The following is an 18,763-nucleotide window of genomic DNA, read 5'->3' as shown; positions in this document are numbered from 1 at the left end:
ACGCTCACGTCGATGGGGTGCCTTGCGCAGCGAAATCAAGGAGGAGGCCGCAGGCCGGGGGACATTCGCGGAGCAAGGCTCCGCCGTCGGCGGGAGCGTCGCCCTGAAAGAATCAGAGCCGGAACGTCTGCAGATGCTCGATGCGCTCCGCGAGACCTTCCTGCCCCAGGTAATGCCCCTGCGTCCCATCGCGCATCTGCGCGAGCGTGGTTTCCAGTTCGACCAACATCGCATCGCGATCCGCCACGAAGGCCGGCGGCACGTCGATGCCGATCTGTGCGCAGGCGTCGGCGATCAGGTGCGCGCTGGCGGGCGCACCGCAGGCCGCGCACTTCACGATGGCTGCCACGGTGGGCTCGGCGCCGTTGTCCAGCAGGGCGCGCGTGAGTTCGGGCGAGATCTGGCCGTCGATGTTGCGCAGCACGTCGGGCGCGACCGGTGCGCCCGCGCGCACCAGCGCGGCTGCGGCGGCGAAGGCGCTGTGTCCCACGGCCACGTCGGTGGCGAGTGCACTGCCTTCATGCGGCCCTTCGAAGTTCAGGCCTGCGGCGGCAAGTTCGGCGACCAGCGCAGCGTCGTCGGTGGCAATCGCGTGGCGCAGTGCCGCGCGTGCGAGCGCCGGGTGATGGCGCAGCGTGCCGTCGGCCAGTGGCGTGCGCCAGTCGACGATGGCGCGGCAATAGAAGGTGACCAGCTTGTCCATCAGGTCGAGGTCCAGCCCGTAGCCTTCGTGGCGGTCGTCGAGGTAGGCGAGCAGCGCCTGCCCCGAGAAGTAGTCGCTCGTGGGCGCCAGCGGGTCTTCGTCGAGATGCAGCGCCGCGAAGGCGCCGTACAGGTCGGCCGCGACGGGGCTCAGGCCGTCTTCGTGCAGCGCGTGGGTCCAGGCCGGCGGCAGGCCCTGCTTCCACGCGATGACCTGGCCGTGCGTGGCGCCGGGCTCGACCACCGCGTAGACGCGGTCGCAGTACTCGAAGCCGCCGAAGGGCAGGTGCGTGAGCTTGCCGCCCCAGGGCGTGCCGCCGTCTTCGGCCGCTTCCTCGGCGAGTTCCTGTTCGTGTTCGATCCAGCCCTGCAGGTCGCGGTAGCCGTCGCTGCCGTCCCAGAACAGCTCCGACCAGCTGACGCTCTCGACATTGCCGTTCATCGGCAGCGCGAGGTCGTAGTCGAGGCGCCCGCCCGCCGTGTGCTGCCACAGCGCGACCAGCGCTTCGGGCAACGGGCCGGCGCACAGCGCCTGCACCGCATCGATCTGCTGCTGCGGCATCGGCGGTTGCGCGTCGAAGATCACGCGGTCGGCGAACAGCACGACGCCATGTTCGCGCAGGGTGGAGAGCTCTTCGGCAGAGAACGAGGTGTTGTTGTTCATGGCAGCGGCCTCCGTGTTCTCCAAAATGTAGCGCTTTGCGCCGAGGGAGCAACCCTCGTTCGCCCGGGGCTGCTGCAAGCCCCTGCATGACGCACTACAGATCGGTGCGCAGCTTCCAGATCTCGGGGAACAACGCCACGTCGAGCATCTTGCGCAGGTAGCTCACGCCGCCCGTGCCGCCGGTGCCGCGCTTGAAGCCGATCACGCGCTCCACGGTGGTCACGTGGCGGAAGCGCCAGAGGCGGAAGGCGTCTTCGAGGTCGGTGAGTTTTTCGCCGAGCTGGTACAGGTCCCAGTGGTCGTGCGGGTTGCGGTAGACCGTGAGCCAGGCGGCTTCGACGCCGTCGCTCGATTCGTAGGGCTGGGTCCAGTCGCGCTCCAGCCGGTCGGCGGGCACGGGCAGGCCGTGGCGTGCGAGCAGGCGCAGCGATTCGTCGTACAGCGAGGGCGCGCGGTAGGCCGCGTCCACCTGCGCGAGCAGGTCGGCGCGGTGGGCGTGGGGCTTGAGCATGGCGGCGTTCTTGTTGCCGAGCAGGAACTCGATGCAGCGGTACTGCGCGCTCTGGAAGCCGCTGGAGTTGGCGAGGTAGGGTCGCATCGCCGTGTACTCGGGCGGCGTCATGGTCGAGAGCACGGTCCATGCGCTCACCAGCTGTTCCATGATGCGGCTCACGCGCGCGAGCATCTTGAAGGCGTCAGGCAGGCGCTCTTGCGCGATGCACTGCACGGCGGCGTGCAGCTCGTGCAGCATGAGCTTCATCCAGAGTTCGCTGGTCTGGTGCTGCACGATGAACAGCATCTCGTCGTGCGCGGGCGACAGCGGATGCTGCGCGTTCAGGATCTCGTCGAGGTGCAGGTAGTCGCCGTAGCTCATGGACTTGCTGAAGTCCAGCTGCGCCTTCTCTTCGTGGACGATGGACTCGGGGGTCTTGTTGTTGTCGTTGTCGGTGCTCATGTCACTGCGTTCTTGCGGTTGAATTCGGCGCGTCGCCACTCGCCGGTCTCGAGCACCTGCACGAGGTGCTCGACCGAGTGCCACACGTCCTCGAAGCCGACATACAGCGGCGTGAAGCCGAAGCGCAGGATGTCGGGCATCTGCGAATCGCCGGCGCGGTAGTCGCCGATCACGCCGCGCGCGATCAGCGCCTGCACGATGGCGTAGGCGCCTTCCTCGCGGCTGAGGCACACCTGCGAGCCGCGCAGCGCATGGTCGCGCGGCGTGACGAGCGACAGGCCCTGGCCGGCGCAGCGTTCTTCGACCAGGCGGATGAACAGGTCGGTGAGCGCAAGCGACTTGGTGCGCAGCGCGGCCATCGCACCGCCGGTGCCGTTGAAGGCTTCGGCGGCGAGCACGGTGTCGAGCCCGCATTCGAGGCCGGCCAAGGCGATGACCGGTTGCGTGCCACACAGGTAGCGGCCGACGCCTGGGGCAGGGCGGTAGTGCGGCGTGAACTCGAAGGGCGCCGCATGGCCCCACCAGCCCGACAGCGGCTGCTCGAACTGGCCTGCGTGCTTGGTGTTCACCCAGGCGAAGGCCGGCGCGCCGGGGCCGCCGTTGAGGTACTTGTAGCCGCAGCCGATGGCGTAGTCGGCGTTGCTGTCGTTGAGCGCCACGGGCACGGCGCCCGCGCTGTGCGCCAGGTCCCACACGGTGAGCGCGCCCGCGGCGTGCGCGGCGGCGGTGACGGCCTTCATGTCGTGCATGGCGCCGGTGCGGTAGTTGACGTGCGTGAGCATCAGCACGGCGACTTCGTCGGTCAGCGCGGTGGCCAGTTCGCTCGCCTCGATCAGCTTCAGCGTGAAGCCGCGTTCACGGCACAGCGATTCGGCGATGTACAGGTCGGTGGGGAAGTTGCTGCGCTCGCTCACCACCAGCTTGCGGCCGCTCGTCTTCTGCTGCGAGAGCGCCGCGAACAGCACCTTGTAGAGATTGACGGAGGTGCTGTCGGTGCACACCACTTCGCCCGGCGCGGCGCCGATCAGGCGGGCCACCTTGTCGCCCAGGCGCTGCGGCAGGTCGAACCAGCTCGCGGTGTTCCACGAGCGGATCAGGCCTTCGCCCCATTCCTTGGCCACCACTTCGGCGATGCGCGCGGGCGCGGCCTTGGGCAGCACGCCGAGCGAGTTGCCGTCGAGGTAGAGCACGCCCTCGGGCAGGGTGAATTGGTCGCGCAGGGCGCGCAGCGGGTCTTGCGCGTCGAGGGCGCGGCAGTCGGCGAGGGTCGTCGTCATGGAAGGGCGGGTTTCAGCGGGGAAGTTCGCGCAGCACGGCGCGCACGGGGGAGGCATCGGCGCTTGTCAGCTTGAGCGGCAGCGCGATGAGTTCGTAGTCGCCCTCGGGCACGTCGTCGAGCACGAGGTTCTCGAGCACGCGCAGGTCGAGGTGGCGGATGCGCTGGTGGCTGTCGAGCGTCTTGCTGTCGGCCGGGTCGATGCTGGCGGTGTCGATGCCGATGAGCTTCACGCCCATGGCCGCCAGGCGCTCGACGGTGGCGGGCGCATAGGCCGCGAGCTGCGGGTCCCAGCGGTCGACGGGCATGGCCGGGTAGGTGCGCACGAGCACGCGCGGGGGGAGCGTGTCGTTCATGGCATGGGCGATGTGCTCCCAGGTGACCAGCGGGCCGCGGCCGATCGCATGGATCACGCGGCACGGGCCGAGGAAGGGCGTGAGATCGACCTGGCCGATGGTCTGGCCTTCGGGGGCGTAGTGCAGCGGCGCGTCGGCATGGGTGCCCACGTGCGGCGACAGCGTGATCGCGCTCACGTTGACCGGGCAGCCCGGGCCGATGGTGGCGCACCACTGCTGCGAATACGGCGTGTCGCCCGGGAACACCGGACTGCCGGCGTGCACGGGGGCGGAAATGTCCCAGAGTCGGAGCGGGGCGGTCATGGCGGGCGGCAGGGCGAAGGAAGAAAAAGCGCAGTGTGGGCCGGTTGGAGTCGGTCCACAAGGGGCCGGCGGGTGCCGAATGCTATGTGCAGTGACTGCCTTTCGTCGAGAAGTTATCCATCAATCATCGAAAGATTGAATAATCTATTCAATCGACAGGAAATGGAGAACAAATCATGCAAGCCGACCTCGACCGAACCGACCTCCAGCTGCTGCGCGCGCTGCAGGACAACGCCCGCCTGACCTCGGGCGAGCTGGCGCAGATGGCGCACCTGTCGCAGTCGCCGTGCTGGCGCCGGGTGAAGAAGCTGGAGGACGACGGCGTGATCGGCGGCTACCACGCGGGCCTGAACCGGCGCGCGCTGGGCTTCGGCGTGCTGGCCTTCGTGATGGTCGGCATCGACCACCAGACCGAGATCTCGTCGCGCGCCTTCGAGGACGCGGTGTGCGCCATTCCCGAGGTGGTGATGTTCCACGGCATCTCGGGGCCGGCGGATTTCATCCTCGTGGTGGTCGCGAAGGACCTCGACGCGTATTCCGACCTGCTGCAGCGCAAGCTGCACCGGCTGCCGGGCGTGCGCCATGTGCAGACGCATTTCTCGCTGCAGGAGTTCAAGGGGCAACTGGGTGGGTTGCCGGTACCCATGGCCTGAGAAGGTGTGAATCAACCTACTGCCCGCCCCGATCTCGCATCTGCGGTCCTCACCGTATGCGTGTACGGTTCCGGTCCTCGATGCGACCTCGGGGCGCTCGCTACGGTTTCTTCACACCTTCTGGGCCGTCAGTGCAGCTCGTCGGACAGCATCGGCAGCCCATGCCGCAGGCGCGCGCGCTGGCAGGCGTCGCTGCCGGCCTGCAGCTCGTGGCAGGGGTTGGGGCGCCATTCGTAGATGCCGCAGGCCACCGACTGGCCGATCTTGCCGGTGAGCGCGGCGCAGCGCGCCGGCGTGTGGTCGGTGCCGCGCATGCGGCAAAGCGCGTCGTTCACGTCGACCGCCAGGCCCGAGGGCACGCGGCCGCCGTGGTCGTCGAGCTCGTGCACGCTGAAGTCGACGCGGTAGCTGGCGCAGCAGGCGCCGCAGGTCTGGCAGGGATTCATGAGGCGAGCAGCGCGGCGTCACGCACGCGCTGCAGCATGCGGCGGCGGATCAGCCCGCTCGCGGGGCGGATCAGCAGCCAGTAGGCGGTGAAGCGGCGCTGCGCGGCGGCATCGCCGCACCAGACCCGGGTGCGCGTGGTGAGGCGCGTGCCCGCGCCCTCGGGCTCGGCCGTGAAGTGGAGCACCAGCTTGGCCAGGCCCGTGGCATCGAGCGCGGCGAAGGCGGGGCCGTCGGCCAGCGGGACCAGGCCGTAGTCGAAGCGCCAGAAGCGGCCGGCCAGCCCGAAGGCCAGTTCGCGCTCGCCGTCGCGCCCCAGCGGCGTGAAGTCGGCAAAACCGAAGGCCTCGCGCTGGCGCAGCGTGGGAGCGGCAAGGCCGAGCCGGCTGGCCAGCCGGTTCGGCAGTTCGCGCAGCGCGATCAGGCTGCGCGCCACGGGGTCGTCGGTGATCTCGGGGCGGGCCGCCACGTCGAGCACGCGTGCGGGCGATGCGGGCACGTGGAGGCTGTGCGTCTCCGCGAACTGGTAGCGCGGCAGGTAGCGGTTCATCAGCTCCATGCGGCGCCTGGGTCGGTCAGCGGTCGGGTGTCTGTCAGAGCCTGCCGAGCAGCAGGAACTCCATCAGCGCCTTCTGTGCGTGCAGGCGGTTCTCGGCCTCGTCCCACACGACCGACTGCGGGCCGTCGATGACCTCGGCCTGCACTTCCTCGCCGCGGTGCGCGGGCAGGCAGTGCATGAAGAGGGCGTCGGTCTGGGCGATGCGCATCATGTCCTCGTCGACGCACCAGTCGGCGAAGGCCTTGCGGCGCGCCTCGTTCTCGGCCTCGTAGCCCATGCTGGTCCACACGTCGGTCGTGACCAGGTCGGCGCCGCGGCAGGCTTCCATCGGGTCCTTGAAGACCTTGTAGCTGTCGCCCGAGCGGATGCCGGCGATCGACTGGTCGACCTCGTAGCCGCTGGGCGTGCTCACGTGCACGGTGAAGCCCAGGATTTCGGCGGCCTGCAGCCAGGTGTTGGCCATGTTGTTGCCGTCGCCGACCCACGCCACCGTCTTGCCCTGGATGGAACCGCGGTGCTCGATGTAGGTGAAGATGTCCGCCAGGATCTGGCAGGGGTGGAACTCGTTGGTCAGGCCGTTGATGACGGGCACGCGCGAGTGCGCGGCGAAGGCGTCGATCTTGGTCTGCTCGTAGGTGCGGATCATCACCAGGTCGACCATGCGGCTGATGACCTTGGCGCTGTCCTCGATGGGCTCGGCGCGGCCCAGCTGGCTGTCACCGGTGGTCAGGTGCACCACGCTGCCGCCGAGCTGGTACATGCCGGCCTCGAAGCTCACGCGGGTGCGCGTGCTGGCCTTCTCGAAGATCATGGCCAGCGTGCGGTCGACCAGCGGCTGGTGCTTTTCGTAGGTCTTGAACTTCTTCTTGATGATCGCCATGCGATCGAAGAGGTAGACGTACTCGTCGGCCGTGAGGTCCGAGAACTGCAGGTAGTGGCGCAGGGCGTTCGGTGCGGCGGCGGTCGTCATTGCGCAACGGGCTCCGAGAGGAAGGTTTTGACGATCGGCGCGAGGATCGCGACGATCTCGTCGGCTTCGGCAATGCTCAGGATGAGCGGCGGCACGAGGCGGATCACCTTGTCGGCCGTGACGCTCAGCAGCAGGCCGGCGTCGCAGGCGCGGTTCAGGATCACGCCGCAGGGGCGGTCGAGCTCGATGCCCAGCATCAGGCCCTGGCCGCGGATTTCCTTCACGCCCGGCAGGCCGCCGATTTCGCGCTCCAGCGCGGCCTTCAGGTGCGCGCCCACGGTGGCGGCGTTCTCGAGCAGCTTGTGCTCTTCCATGATGCGGATGGTTTCCACACCGGCGCGCATCGCCAGCGGGTTGCCGCCGAAGGTGGTGCCGTGGTTGCCCGGGCCGAAGATGTTGGCGGCCTTGGGGCCGGCCACGACGGCGCCGATCGGCACGCCCGAGCCCAGGCCCTTGGCCAGCGGCATCACGTCGGGCTTGATGCCCGCCCACTGGTGGGCGAACCACTTGCCGGTGCGGCCCATGCCGCACTGCACTTCGTCGATCATCATGAGCCAGTCGCGCTCGTCGCACAGCTGGCGCACCTGCTTGAGGTAGTCGACGCGCATCGGGTTGATGCCGCCTTCGCCCTGGATGGTTTCGAAGAACACGGCGACCACATTGGGGTTGCCTTCGGTGGCCTTCTTCAGCGCCTCGATGTCGTTCAGCGGCACGCGGATGAAGCCTTCGACCAGCGGGCCGAAACCGGCCTGCACCTTGGGGTTGCCGGTGGCCGACAGCGTGGCGATGCTGCGGCCGTGGAAGGCGGCTTCGTAGACGACGATCTCGGGGCGCTCGATGCCCTTGTCGTGGCCGTACTTGCGGGCCAGCTTCAGGGCGGCTTCGTTGGCTTCCAGGCCGGTGCAGCAGAAGAAGGCGTTGGTCAGGCCCGACAGCTCGGTGAGCTTGGTGGCGAGCTGTTCCTGGCCGGTCACGTGGTAGTAGTTGGAGCTGTGGATCAGCTTGGTCAGCTGGTCCTGCAGGGCGGGCACCAGCTCGGGGTGGTTGTGGCCCAGCGTGTTGACGGCGATGCCGCCCAGGCCGTCGAGGTAGGCCTTGCCCGTGGTGTCCCAGACTCGGCAGCCCTGGCCGTGCGACAGCGCGATCGGCAGGCGACCGTAGGTGTTCATGACGTGGGGCGAGGTGGGTTGCTGGGCGGTGGCGCTCATTCGGTTCTCCAGATAGGGAACGCGAATTCTAGGCGTGCGGTTTGACGGCTTCGTTGAGGATTCCGCATCACAGCAATGCCCCCCATTCAGGATGCAAAAAGGGCCCCGGATACAATCGCTTGCTGCACCGCAGCACCTGTTCCGGTCGCCTCACTTCACGATGATTTCCCCCAACGCCAAAGAAATCTTCATCCAGGGCATCACCCACGATGGCCGCACTTTTCGTCCCAGCGACTGGGCCGAACGCCTCGCCGGCGTCATGTGCTCCTTCCGCCCCGGCGGCGCCTACCCGGGCAGCCACCTGAGCTACTCGCCCTGGTGCATTCCCACGACCATCAACGGCGTGAAATGCGTGGTGGTGAACCGCGCCCTGCGCGACGCCGAGCCCATGGCCTGGGACTTCTGCGTGAACTTCGCCAAAGACAACAACCTCCAGGTGGCCGAGGCCTGCCTGGTGCCCGATCCGGCGGACACGCCGCCCCCTCCCAAAAAGACCTGACTTCCAGGTCTTTTTTTTGGGCTGCGCGGGTTGCTCGCGCCTGGATGCTTTTCGAGCGCCCATGAAAAAACCGCCCGAAGGCGGTTTTTCACTTTTGCTTGCTGCAGCGCACCCCGATCAAACGGCGGACCGGAGGATTCCGGTCCGGGCTTGCCTGACAGGTGTCAGGCGGCGGCCTTTTCAGGCGCCAGGGCGAGGGCCTTGACCTTGGCCGACAGGCGGCTCTTGTCGCGGGCGGCCTTGTTCTTGTGGAAGATGCCCTTGTCGGCGACGGTGTCGACGATGCTCTGGGCCTTCGCGAACAGTTCGCTTGCCTTGGTCTTGTCGCCAGCCAGAACAGCCTTTTCGACGTTCTTGACAGCGGTACGGTATTTGGAGCGCAGCGAGGTGTTCGCAGCGTTGAGCTTGACGTCCTGGCGGACGCGCTTGCGGCCCGACGCGAGGCGCGGGTTCTTCTTCTTGGGCTTGGCGGATGCCATATTTAGTGTTCCTTAGGTGTCTGAGGATGATGCAGCAAAGCCCTCCATTATAGGCCGGGTTCCGGTTTTTGCCGAATTGCCTGCTTTTGCCACCTTTCGCAGCCCTACACTCGCCCCCGTGTCCCTGTTCAAATCCGCCTCCACCGTCTCCCTGCTGACCCTCGCTTCGCGGATCACGGGCCTCGTGCGCGACGTGCTGTTTGCCTCGGTGTTCGGCGTCAGCGCGCTCACCGACGCCTTCAACGTCGCCTTTCGCATCCCCAACCTGTTTCGCCGCGTGTTCGGCGAGGGCGCCTTCAGCCAGGCCTTCGTGCCGGTGCTGGCCGCGCGCAAGACCGAAGCGGGGCAGGAGGGCGCCCGGGAGCTGGTCGACCACGTCGCCACGCTGCTGACCTGGGCCCTGGTGGTGCTGTGCGTGGCGGGCGTGGCCGGTGCGCCGCTGCTGGTCTGGGCCATGGCCAGCGGCCTGAAGGGCTTCGACGCCGCCGTGGTCATGACGCGCTGGATGTTCCCCTACATCGGCTTCATGTCGCTGGTGGCGCTGGCGGGCGGCATTCTCAACACCTGGCGCAAGTTCGCCGTGCCGGCGGCGTCGCCGGTGCTGCTCAACATCGCGCTGATCCTGTCGATCTCCATCGGCGCGCCGCTGTTTCGCCGCTACGGCATCGAGCCGATCTACGCCCAGTGCGTGGGCGTGATGGTCGGCGGCGTGCTGCAGCTGGCCCTGCAGATCCCGGCGCTGCGCGCGCTGGGGCTCATGCCGCGAATCGGCGCCAGCTTCAAGGCGCTGCGCGCCGCGTGGACCGACCCGACCACCCGCAAGGTCATGAAGCTCATGCTGCCCGCGCTGCTGGGCGTGAGCGTGGCGCAGATCTCGCTGCTCATCAACACGCAGATCGCCTCGCACCTGGCCACCGGCAGCGTGACCTGGGTCACCAACGCCGACCGGCTGATGGAATTCCCCACCGCCATGCTCGGCGTGGCGCTGGGCGTGGTGCTGATGCCGCAACTCGCGGGCGCCCGCGCCGCCAAGGACGACGCGCGCTATTCGTCGCTGCTCGACTGGGGCCTGCGCCTCGTGGTGCTGCTGGCGGCGCCGTGCGCCGTGGCGCTGCTGCTGTTCGCCAAGCCGCTCGTGGCCGTCCTGTTCCACAACGGCGCCTACACCGGCGAGGACGTGGGCCGCACCACCGTGGCGCTCATGGGCTACGGCGTGGGGCTGGTCGGCCTCGTGGCCGTCAAGGTGCTCGCGCCCGGCTACTACGCCAAGCACGACACGCGCACGCCCATGCTGATCGCCGTGACGGTGCTGGTGTTCACGCAGGTGCTCAACTTCTTCCTGGTGCCGCTGCTGCAGCACGCGGCGCTGACGCTGACCATCGGCATCGGTGCGCTGGTCAACGCGCTGTGGCTGCTGATCGGCCTGATCCGCCGCGGCAGCTACACCCCCGAGCCCGGCTGGGGCAAGTTTGCGCTGCAGGTGCTGCTGGGCACCGTGGTGCTGGCGGCCCTGTTGGCCTGGGGCGCACATTATTTCGACTGGGTCGGCCTGCGCGCGCAGCGCCTGCACCGCATCGGCCTGCTGGCCGCGCTCATCGCCGGCGCCGCGCTGCTCTATTTCGCCGTGCTCACGGCGGCGGGCGTGCGCCTGCGCAGTTTCATGCGCCGCTGAAGCGCCGTTGGCGAGCCGGAAAACACTGCCTTGACGCTCCCTGCGGGCTCCTCTACAAAGCCATATGACGTTCAGCTACCAGGTTCCCACGGCACTGGAATATTTCGAGTCGCTGGTCGGCAGCGATGACCACTTTCCGCTGCTCGAAGCGGCCGCCAGCATCGCGCAGGACGAATACCCCGAACTCGACGTGCAGCAGGTGCTGGGCGACGTCGACCAGCTGCTCGCGCGCCTCAAGCGCCGCCTGCCGGCCGACGCCGCGCCGCTGGCCCGGCTGCGCGCGCTGAACCAGTTCTTCTTCAGCGACCTGAATTTCGGCGGCAACGTCAACGACTACTACGACCCCGACAACAGCTACCTGAACGCCGTGCTGCGCACCCGCCGCGGCATTCCGATCTCGCTGGCCGTGCTGTGGATGGAGCTGGCCCAGGGCCTGGGCCTGCAGACGCGCGGCATCAGCTTCCCGGGGCATTTCATGGTCAAGGTCACGCTGCCCAAGGGGCAGGTCGTGATCGACCCGTTCACCGGCAAGTCGCTCTCGCGCGAAGAGCTGGGCGAGCGGCTCGAACCCTACAAGCGCGGCAACGGGCTGGTCGGCGAATTCGACGTGCCTCTGGGCCTGTACCTGCAGCCCGCGAGCCCGCGCGAGATCATCGCGCGCATGCTGCGCAACCTGAAGGAAGTGCACCACGCGCAGGAAGACTGGCCGCGCTACATCGCGGTGCAGAACCGCCTCATTGCCCTCTTGCCCACCGCCTGGGGCGAGCACCGCGACCGCGGCGTGGCGCATGCCGAGCAGGGCCATGCGGCGCTGGCCGTGCGCGACCTCGAAACCTACCTCGCCAACGCCGAAGACGCGCTCGACATCGACGCGATCGCCGAGCGCGTGGCGCTGCTGCGGCGCCTGGCCAACTGACCCGCCACAACAGCCCCAACGCCATGACCGACACCCGCACCGGCGTGAGCGCGGCGCCCGACCTGGGCACGCTGCACGAATTCCACGGCGTGCAGCCGGTGCTGCCGGTGTCCGACGTCTCGCGCGCCGCGCGCTGGTTTTCCGAGGTGCTGGGTTTCGAGATCGACTTCATCGCCGGCGAGCCGCCCAGCTACGCCCGCGTGATGAAGGGCGACCGCAGCTATGGCGACCCCGTGTACCTGCGCCTGTGGCAATGCGGCAGCCGCGAAGCCCGGCCGTGGCGCGGCGAAATCGTGATCCACGTCGGCAAGGACATCGACGGCCTGCACGCCGCCTATGTGAAGCGCGGCGTGACCATCATCGAGCCGCCCACGTCCCAGCCCTGGGGCCTGCGCGAATTCGCGATCCGCGAACCCGACGGCCACGTGCTGCGGTTCTGCGGCTATCTCTGAAACACAAAATTACAAGCAGATCGATGCGGCCGTGTCGATCCGTGGCCCGCTCGCGCGACGTGTGAACAGGAGCACGCAGATTCCGGCGTCTCCCGATCCCCACCCACTTTCAGGAGAAACGACATGCGATTCATGGTTCTGGTCAAGGCGAGCAAGGATTCCGAAGCCGGCGTGATGCCGAGCACCGAGCTCCTCACCGAGATGGGCCGGTTCAACGAAGAACTGGTCAAGGCCGGCGTGCTGCTGGCGGGCGAGGGGCTGCACCCGTCGTCCAAGGGCGCGCGCGTGCGCTGCGAAGGCAAGAAGCGCACCGTCATCGACGGCCCCTTCACCGAGACCAAGGAGCTGCTGGCGGGCTTCTGGCTGCTGCAGGTCAAGTCGAAGGAAGAAGCCATCGAGTGGATCAAGCGCAGCCCGTTCCAGGAAGGCGAGATCGAGATCCGCCAGGTCTTCGAGGCCACCGATTTCGGCGAGGCCATGACGCCCGAGCTGCTGGCGCAGGAAGACCGCCTGCGCGCCGATTCGGCCGCCAAGGCCGGCCGCTGAACCTCATCCATTCCTCGAAGGAGAAACGATCATGCGATTCATGCTGCTGATGATTCCCCACGGCTACGAAAGCGCGGCGCCCGGCACCGTGCCCGACGACGTCGAGCGCGTGGGGTCGATGATGGCCTTCAACGAGTCCCTGCAGAAGGCCGGCGTGCTGATCGGCTGCGAGGGCCTGCACCCGCCGTCGATGGGCGCGCGCGTGAGCTTTCCGGGCGGCAAGCCGAAGGTGGTCGACGGCCCCTTCGCCGAGGTCAAGGAGGTGCTGGGCGGCTACTGGCTGATCGACGTCGCCTCGCGCGCCGAGGCCATCGGATGGGCGAGCCGCTGCCCGGGCAGCGAAGACGAGGTCATCGAGATCCGCCAGGTACAGGAGATGGAGGACTTCTCGCCCGAGGTGCAGGACGTGGCGAGCGAGTTCACGTCGATGCAGCAGACGCTCAAGAAGTGAAAGTAAGCGGGGCCTAGTCTTCCCGCACCAGCCGGATGCCCACCAGCGTGTAGCGCGTGTCCGGCGCATTCCAGTTGCGGTACGACGAGCGGGCATAGAAGGCCCAGGTGTGCCAGGAGCCCCCGCGGCGCACGCGCACGGTGCCCGTGGCGGGGCCCTGGGGGTCGTCGGCCGGTGAGCGCGCGTAGTATTCGTCGCCATGCCAGTCGGCCACCCACTCCCACGCATTGCCGTGCATGTCGTAGAGGCCCCAGGCGTTCGGCGCGAAGCTGCCGACCGGGGCGGTGAAGGCAAAACCGTCGTCGCCCGCGAGCGCCATCGCGCGCCAGCGCGGCCAATGGGCGGCGCTGCGCGTGTCGAACACGTTGGCCCCGCGCAGCAGCGTGGCCGGATCGTCCCCCGTGCTGTAGCGCGTGCGCGTGCCGGCGCGGCAGGCGTACTCCCACTCGGCCTCGGTCGGCAGGCGGTAGCGTCGGCCCTCCGTCTTGCTCAGCCAGGTGGCCAGCGCCTGCGCGTCGTTCCAGCTCACGTTGACCACCGGGTGGTCGTCGCCCTGCGCGAAGCCCGGGTTGCGCCACGAGTAGCGCGGGTCGCGGCCTTCGAAGGCGTCGCCGCGCCGCGTGGTGGCGGGGTCGTAGTCGGCGCGCCAGCCGTAGCCGCCGGTGCCGTCGGCCACCGATTCGGGCACGTGGCCCGAGGCTTCGAGAAAGCGCCGGAACTGGCCCACCGTCACCTCGTGCCGGCCCATCCAGAACGCCCGCGTGATGCGCACCTTGTGCACCGGCCCTTCGTCGGCCAGCTGGGTGAAGCGCTCCTTGGGCAGTTGGGGGTAGTCGCGTGCCAGCGCCTCGGGCGCCTCGTCGCTGCCCATGAGGAACTCGCCGGCCGGCAATCGCACGAAGGCCATGCCCAGGCTGTTGCGTTCCACGGCGAGGTCGTCCGCCCGCACGCCGCCGCAGGCGAGGCCGAACGCGAAACCCAGGCTCCACAAGACGAGGCGTGGTGTCATGGCCGCATGCTATCCGGACCGCCGCGCCGCAGCGAGGCCGCATGAGCCGCGGACCAGAAACCGCCGCCATCCACCGCGCCATCGAGGCGGTCTGGCGCATCGAGTCCGCGAAGATCATCGCCGCGCTCGCGCGCAAGGTGCGCGACGTGGGCCTGGCCGAAGAGCTGGCGCAGGACGCGCTGGTGGCCGCGCTCGAGCAGTGGCCCGTCGAGGGCCTGCCCGACAACCCCGCCGCCTGGCTCACGCAGGTGGCCAAGCACCGTGCCCTCGACCGCCTGCGCCACGTGCAGCTGGCCGAGCGCAAGGCGCCCGAGATCGGCCGCGAACTCGACGCGCTGCACGCCATGGCCCAGGCCGATTTCGCGCAGGCGGTCGATGCGGCGCTCGACGACGACATCGGCGACGACCTGCTGCGCCTGGTGTTCACCGCCTGCCATCCGGTGCTTTCGACCGAGGCGCGCGTGGCGCTCACCTTGCGGCTGATGGGCGGCCTGACGACCGACGAGATCGCGCGCGCCTTTCTCGTGCCCGAGGCCACCGTGGCGCAGCGCATCGTGCGCGCCAAGCGCACGCTGGCCGAGGCGCGGGTGCCCTTCGAGGTGCCGCGCCGCCACGAGCTCGAAGCCCGGCTGGCGTCAGTGCTCGAGGTGCTCTACCTGATCTTCAACGAAGGCTACTCGGCCACCGCCGGCGACGACTGGATGCGCCCTGCGCTGTGCGACGAGGCGCTGCGCCTGGGCCGCATCGTGGCCGAGCTGGTGCCCGGCGAGGCCGAGGTGCACGGGCTGGTCGCGCTGATGGAAATCCAGGCCTCGCGCACCGCCGCGCGCCTGGGCGCCTCGGGCGAGCCGGTGCTGCTGCTCGACCAGAACCGCGCGCGCTGGGACCCGATGCTGATCCGCCGCGGCCTGGCGGCGCTGGCGCGCGCCGAAGCGCTGGGCGGCGCGCTCGGCCCCTACGCGCTGCAGGCCGCCATCGCCGCCTGCCACGGCCGTGCGCGCACCGCGGGCGAGACCGACTGGGCCCGCATCGCGGCGCTGTACGACGCGCTGGCCGCGCTGTCGCCGTCGCCCATCGTCGAGCTGAACCGCGCGGTCGCGCTGTCGATGGCCTTCGGGCCGGCCGCCGGGCTGGAGGTGGTCGATGCGCTGCAGGACGAGCCCGCGCTGAAGGGCTACCACCTGCTGCCGACTGTGCGCGGCGACCTGCTCTTCAAGCTGGGCCGCCGCGACGAGGCGCGCCGGGAGTTCCAGCGTGCCGCCTCGCTCACGCGCAACACGCGCGAGCAGGCCCTGCTGCGGGCGCGCGCCGAGGCCTGCCGCGACAAGCCTTAGCGGACGGTCGCCGACGTGCCTGCGGAAGGCGAGCCCGGCAGCCCGAACTGGTGCCATGCGCGGCGCAGCTGCGTGTCCGAGCCGAAGCCCGACAGCTCGGCCGCGCGCGTCACGCTGGCGCCCGAGGCCAGCGCCAGTTGCGCGGCGGCCAGCCGCAGCCGGCGCAGGTAGGCCAGCGGCGCCACGCCCGCATGCTCGACGAACAGCCGCGTCAGGTGCCGCGCCGAGGTGTGGGCGACCTCGGCCATGCGCGGCACGCTCCAGTCGGCCTGCGGTTGTTCGCTGACCGCGTCCTGCACCCGGTGCAGCGCCGCGTGCAGGTGGTTGCGGTAGGCGAGAAAGGGCGACAGCTCCGGGTCGTGCGGGCCGCGCCGCAGCGCCACCACCATCGTCTGCGCCACCTGGGCCGCCAGCGCCTCGCCGCAGCTGTCGGCGATGCGGTGCAGCATCAGGTCGATGCCCGTCGTGACGCCCGCGCTGCTGTAGACCGGCGGGTCGATCACGAACACCCGGTTGCTCACCACCTCGCAGCGCGGCTCCACGGCGCGCAGCTCGTCCAGGTGATGGTGGTGCGTGGTGACGCGCCGGCCCGCGAGCGCGCCCGCGTGCGCCGCGAGCAGGGCGCCCGCGCAGACCGTGACCAGCTCGACGCCACCGCGCGTGAAGCGCTGGCCGCGCAGCCAGTGCAGCAGGTCCTGCGCCTCGGGGGTGTCGGTCGCGATGGTGTCGCCCGGCAGGCCGACCAGCACCACCCAGCCCGGGCCATCCCACTGCGTCGGCAGCGGCGACAGCCCCGAAAGCGCGACGCCGACCGAGCCCATGACGGTCGGCCGCGGCCCCGCGAATTCGATGACGAAGCGCTCGGGCTGGCCCGCCGCGCGCAGCCGCTGGTTGGCGATGCGCAGTGCCTCGGCCGGCCCGGCCCAGTCAAGCACCAGGCTGTCGGGCAGGAGCACGAAGACTACGCGGACAGGGGCTCGTTGCGGGTCCATGCGTAGTCCATCTGGCGCGCGGTGCGCTCGGCCAGGTCGCGCCCGGCCAGGCGTTCGACCAGATGCAGGCTCATGTCGATGCCCGCGCTGATGCCGGCCGAGCTGACGATGCGGCCGGTGTCGACCCAGCGCACGCCGTCGCGCACGTCGAGTTGCGGGAATTGGGCGCGCAGGTCGGCGAGGTCTTCCCAGTGCGTGGTGACCGCCTCGCGCGTCACGACGCCGCTTTGCGCCAGCAGGAAGACGCCGGTGCAGACCGAGGCGACCAGCTGCGCGCCGGCCGCGCACCGGGCGATCCAGCGCAGGGTGTCGGGGCTCGCCATGGGCGCGTCGACCACGCCGCCGGGGACGAGCAGCACGTCGGCGGTGGCGGCAGCGTCGGCCAGCGTGTGGTCGGCGAGCAGCCGCAGGCCGGCGCGCGCCTGCACGGGCTCGCCGGCGCGGGTGTGGGCGACCGAGGCCACCTCGAACGGCGCGGGCGCACCCGGCTGCAGGCGCTGGTGGACGCGGGCAGCGGTGGTGAAGACCTCGAAGGGGCCGGCGAAATCGAGCGCCTCGACGCCGTCGTAGGCCAGGATGCGCACGCGCAGAGCGGTCATGCGGTCGCGCCTTCCGTGGCCCGCGCCAACGCCTGCGCCACGCTGCAGACCGTGGCGAAGCGCCCGTCCAGCACGGTCGCGGTGCGCGCCTTGATGTCGGCGGCCGACAGCGGCCGGCCGTCGGGCTGCACCATGTCGAAGGTGAGGGTGGCGTCGGTCACATAGTCGACCTCCCAGCCCAGGTCCGAGGCGTGGCGCGTGGTGGTTTCGCAGCATTGCTCGGTGCGGATGCCGCTCACGATCAGGCGGCGGATGCCGTGTTGCGTGAGCCACACGTCCAGGCCGCTGTTGACCAGCGCGCTGTGGCGGTGCTTGGTGAAGGTGGCGGCCGCCTCGAAGGGCGCGAGGCCCTCGATCGGGCGCACATGGCCCGATTCGACCGCGAAGGGGTTGGACGCAACCTGCGGCGGATCGACGTGGAAAACACGCACGACCGGCAGTCCGGCCGCCACGGCGCCGGCGATCAGCGCGTTCTGGGCCTTGAGGTAGGGCGCGAGCAGGGCCGCGTTCCAGTACGGGCGGTGGCGAAACGACTCCTGGGCGTCGATCACAATCAGACAGGTGGTCATGGCGGTGGCGGGCAAGGCAAAGTGGATGATGCCGCCTATTCTTGGACGCCGCCAGCGCTTCGTCCGTGCCGATGCGGACCGGAACCGATCAGATCAGGACATCGCCCGGTCGCTAGACCAGGCCGCCTGCGTGCAGTTCTTTTTTCAGGTACGCGTAGTACAGCGGCGCCGCCACCAGCCCGGCGGGGCCGAACACCGCCTCGGCCACGAACATCACCGACAGCAGTTCCCACACGCGCATCTGCGTGCGCGCGCCGACCACCTTGGCGTTGATGACGTATTCGGCCTTGTGGATCAGGATCAGGAAGCCCAGGCAGGCCGCGGCCGTGACCGGCGACACCGACAGCGCCACCAGCGTGATCACCGAGTTGCAGACCAGGTTGCCCACGATCGGCACCAGCCCGGCCACGAAGGTCAGCGTGATGAGCGCGGGCGTGTAGGGCAGCTCGAGGCCCCACAGCGGCATCAGGAACAGCAGGAAGATCGCGGTCAGCAGCGTGTTGAAGGCGGCGATCCAGAACTGGGCCGCCACGATCTGGCCGAAGGCCTCGCCGAAGGTGGTGATGCGCAGGAACATCTGCTGCGCCAGCGGCCGGCGCTGGGCCGGCGCCGGCGCCACGGCGGCCAGCGCGCCGATGATCAGGCCCACGTAGGCGAACAGCAGCCCGCCCAGCCAGGCGCGCCCGGCCATGGCGAGCGAGCCCGCCTGCGTGCGCAGGTAGTTGGCGACGATGCGCTGCACCTCGGCCGCGCCCTCGGGCAGGTAGACGGCGATGTCGGGCGGCAGCTTGGAGCGCAGCTCGAGCACCGTGCGGGCCGTGTAGTCGAGCAGTTCGCGGTACTGGTCGGGCGCATCGAGCACGTACTCGCGCGCCTGCGAGAACCCCAGCGTGACCAGGCCGATCGGGCCCAGCAGCACCAGCGTGACCGCCACCACCCGGGCCAGGCTGCCGGCGGCGGAACGCAGGGGCTTCAGGCGCGACAGCCAGCCGCCCAGCAGCCGGGCGAACCAGCGTGCGACCAGGAAGCCGATGCACACGCACAGCAGCCCCGGCAGCAGGTGCTGCCACATCACGAGCATCAGCCCCGCGAGCATCAGCAGGTAGCTGGCCAGTACCACGTGGCGGGAGGCGGCGGCCGGGGGCGGGGCGGCGA

Annotated in this window: 22 protein-coding genes; 8 read left to right on the top strand and 14 right to left on the bottom strand. The window is 69.5% G+C overall.

Going from position 1 to position 18,763, the window contains the following annotated elements:
• Positions 1-112: 112 nt before the first annotated feature.
• The 4 genes from AC07XP_RS30625 to kynB all read right to left on the bottom strand — a co-directional run bounded on the left by AC07XP_RS30625 (position 113) and on the right by kynB (position 4,256).
• The gene (locus AC07XP_RS30625; RefSeq protein ID WP_495266784.1) at positions 113-1,366 is read right to left on the bottom strand and encodes an SMI1/KNR4 family protein; all 1,254 of its coding nucleotides are present in this window, start codon (positions 1,364-1,366) and stop codon (positions 113-115) included.
• A gap of 94 nt (positions 1,367-1,460) precedes the next feature.
• Positions 1,461-2,321 carry a tryptophan 2,3-dioxygenase gene (kynA, locus tag AC07XP_RS30620; protein ID WP_495266783.1) on the bottom strand — a complete coding sequence of 287 codons (861 nt, stop codon included), beginning with the start codon at positions 2,319-2,321 and terminating at the stop codon, positions 1,461-1,463.
• Positions 2,318-3,598 (bottom strand): kynureninase, encoded by a 1,281-nt coding sequence (gene kynU, locus AC07XP_RS30615; protein ID WP_495266782.1) that lies wholly within the window; start codon positions 3,596-3,598, stop codon positions 2,318-2,320. Before kynU ends, kynA begins: the two co-directional genes overlap by 4 nt.
• Before the next feature lie 13 nt (positions 3,599-3,611).
• A complete protein-coding gene (gene kynB, locus AC07XP_RS30610; protein ID WP_095950568.1) occupies positions 3,612-4,256 on the bottom strand; it encodes an arylformamidase in 645 nt (214 codons plus the stop codon).
• A gap of 176 nt (positions 4,257-4,432) precedes the next feature.
• Between kynB and AC07XP_RS30605 the strand changes: the two genes are divergently transcribed.
• Entirely contained in the window at positions 4,433-4,909 is a 477-nt protein-coding gene (locus AC07XP_RS30605) for an Lrp/AsnC family transcriptional regulator (RefSeq protein ID WP_070062307.1), read from the top strand.
• 128 nt (positions 4,910-5,037) lie between these two features.
• Here AC07XP_RS30605 and AC07XP_RS30600 read toward each other — a convergent pair whose 3' ends face one another.
• Genes AC07XP_RS30600 through AC07XP_RS30585 form a run of 4 tightly spaced genes read right to left on the bottom strand, consistent with a single transcriptional unit; the run spans position 5,038 to position 8,090 of the window.
• The gene (locus AC07XP_RS30600) at positions 5,038-5,355 is read right to left on the bottom strand and encodes a YkgJ family cysteine cluster protein (RefSeq protein ID WP_062477195.1); all 318 of its coding nucleotides are present in this window, start codon (positions 5,353-5,355) and stop codon (positions 5,038-5,040) included.
• Complete coding sequence (locus AC07XP_RS30595) at positions 5,352-5,912, bottom strand: hypothetical protein (RefSeq protein WP_495266781.1); 561 nt, start codon at positions 5,910-5,912, stop codon at positions 5,352-5,354. Before AC07XP_RS30595 ends, AC07XP_RS30600 begins: the two co-directional genes overlap by 4 nt.
• Positions 5,913-5,946: 34 nt before the next feature.
• Positions 5,947-6,882 (bottom strand): ornithine carbamoyltransferase, encoded by a 936-nt coding sequence (gene argF, locus AC07XP_RS30590; RefSeq protein WP_095746427.1) that lies wholly within the window; start codon positions 6,880-6,882, stop codon positions 5,947-5,949.
• Positions 6,879-8,090, bottom strand: a complete 1,212-nt coding sequence (locus tag AC07XP_RS30585; protein WP_495266780.1) for an aspartate aminotransferase family protein — start codon at positions 8,088-8,090, stop codon at positions 6,879-6,881. Before AC07XP_RS30585 ends, argF begins: the two co-directional genes overlap by 4 nt.
• A 160-nt stretch (positions 8,091-8,250) precedes the next feature.
• Between AC07XP_RS30585 and AC07XP_RS30580 the strand changes: the two genes are divergently transcribed.
• A complete protein-coding gene (locus AC07XP_RS30580) occupies positions 8,251-8,589 on the top strand; it encodes a DUF3579 domain-containing protein (protein WP_062477206.1) in 339 nt (112 codons plus the stop codon).
• 164 nt (positions 8,590-8,753) lie between these two features.
• Here the strand turns inward: AC07XP_RS30580 and rpsT are convergent, their stop codons facing one another.
• A complete protein-coding gene (gene rpsT / locus AC07XP_RS30575) occupies positions 8,754-9,068 on the bottom strand; it encodes a 30S ribosomal protein S20 (protein ID WP_056571937.1) in 315 nt (104 codons plus the stop codon).
• A gap of 118 nt (positions 9,069-9,186) precedes the next feature.
• Between rpsT and murJ the strand changes: the two genes are divergently transcribed.
• The 5 genes from murJ to AC07XP_RS30550 all read left to right on the top strand — a co-directional run bounded on the left by murJ (position 9,187) and on the right by AC07XP_RS30550 (position 13,105).
• The gene (gene murJ / locus AC07XP_RS30570) at positions 9,187-10,740 is read left to right on the top strand and encodes a murein biosynthesis integral membrane protein MurJ (protein WP_495266779.1); all 1,554 of its coding nucleotides are present in this window, start codon (positions 9,187-9,189) and stop codon (positions 10,738-10,740) included.
• A 64-nt stretch (positions 10,741-10,804) separates the two neighbouring features.
• On the top strand, positions 10,805-11,656 hold the full coding sequence (locus AC07XP_RS30565; protein ID WP_062477211.1) for a SirB1 family protein: 852 nt from the start codon (positions 10,805-10,807) through the stop codon (positions 11,654-11,656).
• A 23-nt stretch (positions 11,657-11,679) separates the two neighbouring features.
• A complete protein-coding gene (locus tag AC07XP_RS30560) occupies positions 11,680-12,108 on the top strand; it encodes a bleomycin resistance protein (RefSeq protein WP_056571928.1) in 429 nt (142 codons plus the stop codon).
• Positions 12,109-12,231: 123 nt separating this feature from the next.
• Positions 12,232-12,654, top strand: coding sequence for a YciI family protein (locus tag AC07XP_RS30555; RefSeq protein ID WP_495266778.1), 423 nt, complete (start codon positions 12,232-12,234; stop codon positions 12,652-12,654).
• A gap of 31 nt (positions 12,655-12,685) precedes the next feature.
• Positions 12,686-13,105, top strand: coding sequence for a YciI family protein (locus AC07XP_RS30550; protein ID WP_495266777.1), 420 nt, complete (start codon positions 12,686-12,688; stop codon positions 13,103-13,105).
• 13 nt (positions 13,106-13,118) lie between these two features.
• Here AC07XP_RS30550 and AC07XP_RS30545 read toward each other — a convergent pair whose 3' ends face one another.
• On the bottom strand, positions 13,119-14,012 hold the full coding sequence (locus AC07XP_RS30545; protein ID WP_495266785.1) for a formylglycine-generating enzyme family protein: 894 nt from the start codon (positions 14,010-14,012) through the stop codon (positions 13,119-13,121).
• A gap of 143 nt (positions 14,013-14,155) precedes the next feature.
• Here AC07XP_RS30545 and AC07XP_RS30540 point away from each other — a divergent pair, with 143 nt between their 5' ends.
• Complete coding sequence (locus AC07XP_RS30540) at positions 14,156-15,448, top strand: RNA polymerase sigma factor (protein WP_495266776.1); 1,293 nt, start codon at positions 14,156-14,158, stop codon at positions 15,446-15,448.
• Here the strand turns inward: AC07XP_RS30540 and AC07XP_RS30535 are convergent.
• The 4 genes from AC07XP_RS30535 to AC07XP_RS30520 all read right to left on the bottom strand — a co-directional run.
• Entirely contained in the window at positions 15,445-16,440 is a 996-nt protein-coding gene (locus AC07XP_RS30535) for a GlxA family transcriptional regulator (RefSeq protein ID WP_495266775.1), read from the bottom strand. The genes AC07XP_RS30540 and AC07XP_RS30535 overlap by 4 nt on opposite strands.
• Positions 16,410-17,039, bottom strand: a complete 630-nt coding sequence (locus AC07XP_RS30530) for a DJ-1/PfpI family protein (RefSeq protein WP_495266774.1) — start codon at positions 17,037-17,039, stop codon at positions 16,410-16,412. Before AC07XP_RS30530 ends, AC07XP_RS30535 begins: the two co-directional genes overlap by 31 nt.
• A complete protein-coding gene (locus tag AC07XP_RS30525; protein ID WP_495266773.1) occupies positions 17,036-17,608 on the bottom strand; it encodes an isochorismatase family protein in 573 nt (190 codons plus the stop codon). The genes AC07XP_RS30530 and AC07XP_RS30525 overlap by 4 nt, the downstream gene beginning before the upstream one ends.
• Positions 17,609-17,720: 112 nt before the next feature.
• Positions 17,721-18,763, bottom strand: a 1,043-nt coding sequence (locus tag AC07XP_RS30520; protein WP_495266772.1) for an AI-2E family transporter, incomplete at its 5' end; no start/stop codon positions are given.

Source organism: Variovorax sp. GW531-E2 (genome assembly GCF_059423125.1).
This window is presented reverse-complemented; position numbering and strand designations above follow the sequence as displayed.